A 1,116-nucleotide genomic window follows, 5' to 3' on the forward strand; every position below is an offset into this window, starting at 1 on the left:
GCTGCCTCAGCACCCGCTCGTAGTCGGCGCGGGCGCCGGCGGCGACCGGCCGCAACTGCACCACCAGTTCGTCGAGGAAGCGCCGGCGTTCCCCCGGATCTCCGCGCACCAGCGCCAGATCCTCCGGTGCGAACAGCACGGTGCGGAGCACGCCGAGGATCTCCCGCGGCCGGCGCACCGGTGCGGTGTTGATCGTGGCCTTGTTGGCGCCGTGCGCCGCGATGGTCAGTTCCACCGACAGTTCGCGGCCGTCGTTCTGCACGGTGGCGCCGACGGTGGCCGCGGTGGCGCCGGTGCGGACCAGCGGCGCATCGGCGGCCACCCGATGCGAGCGGAGCGTAGCCAGGTAGTACAGCGATTCGAGCAGGTTGGTCTTGCCGAATCCGTTGCGCCCCACGAAGATCGTGGTCTCCGGATGCAGCTCCAGATCCACTCGGGGCCACGAGCGGAAATCTCGTAACGCCAATGCGCGGACGAACATCGAACCTCTACTCCACTACCGGCGGCCGTTTCTGCGGCGGCCGCCGGTTCGCCGTGTCACCGTCGTGCCGACGGGATTCAGCCCGGCAGCCGCACCGGCATCAGCAGGTAACTGAACTGGCTGGCCGGGGCCAGATAGGCGCCGGAAGCATCGGCGGCGGGTTCACCGTCGCCGGCCGGACGCAGCACCGCCGGCCGGATGGCCGCACGCCGCTCGCCGGACGGATCCGGTTCGGGATTGGTGAAGCCGAACTCGACCACCTCGGTGCCGATCGCCGCCAGACCGTCGAGCAGATAAGTCGGGTTGAAGGCGATGATGATCGGTTCACCGTAGAACCGCACCGGCAGTTCTTCCTCGGCCTTGCCGGCCTCGTCGCCACCGGCGGTGAGCAGCACCGAATCCTCGGAGAAGTCCATCCGGATCTGCGCACCGCGCTCGGCGACCAGCGCCACACGCTTGATGGCCTCGATCAGGGCGGCGGACTCGATCGCGGCCACCGAGGTGTGACTGGCCGGGAACAGCTGCCGGAACTTGGGGAACTCGGCGTCGAGCAGCCGGGTGGTGGTCTTCTTGGTGTCGGTGGAGATGCCCAGGAGGCCGTCGGCACCGATCGAATGCCCGCCGCCGAAGGCCAG

General features: G+C 69.4%; 1 protein-coding gene and 1 pseudogene. Both read right to left on the bottom strand.

Annotated features, from left to right (window positions below):
• Positions 1-481: AAA family ATPase (locus ACJMNC_RS18320; protein WP_408949372.1), on the bottom strand; the 481-nt coding region annotated here is incomplete at its 3' end.
• A gap of 77 nt (positions 482-558) precedes the next feature.
• Positions 559-1,116: pseudogene (locus tag ACJMNC_RS18325) on the bottom strand (DNA polymerase III subunit beta); the annotation flags it as partial.

The organism is Gordonia sp. VNK21 (assembly GCF_046098115.1).
Taxonomy (GTDB): domain Bacteria; phylum Actinomycetota; class Actinomycetes; order Mycobacteriales; family Mycobacteriaceae; genus Gordonia.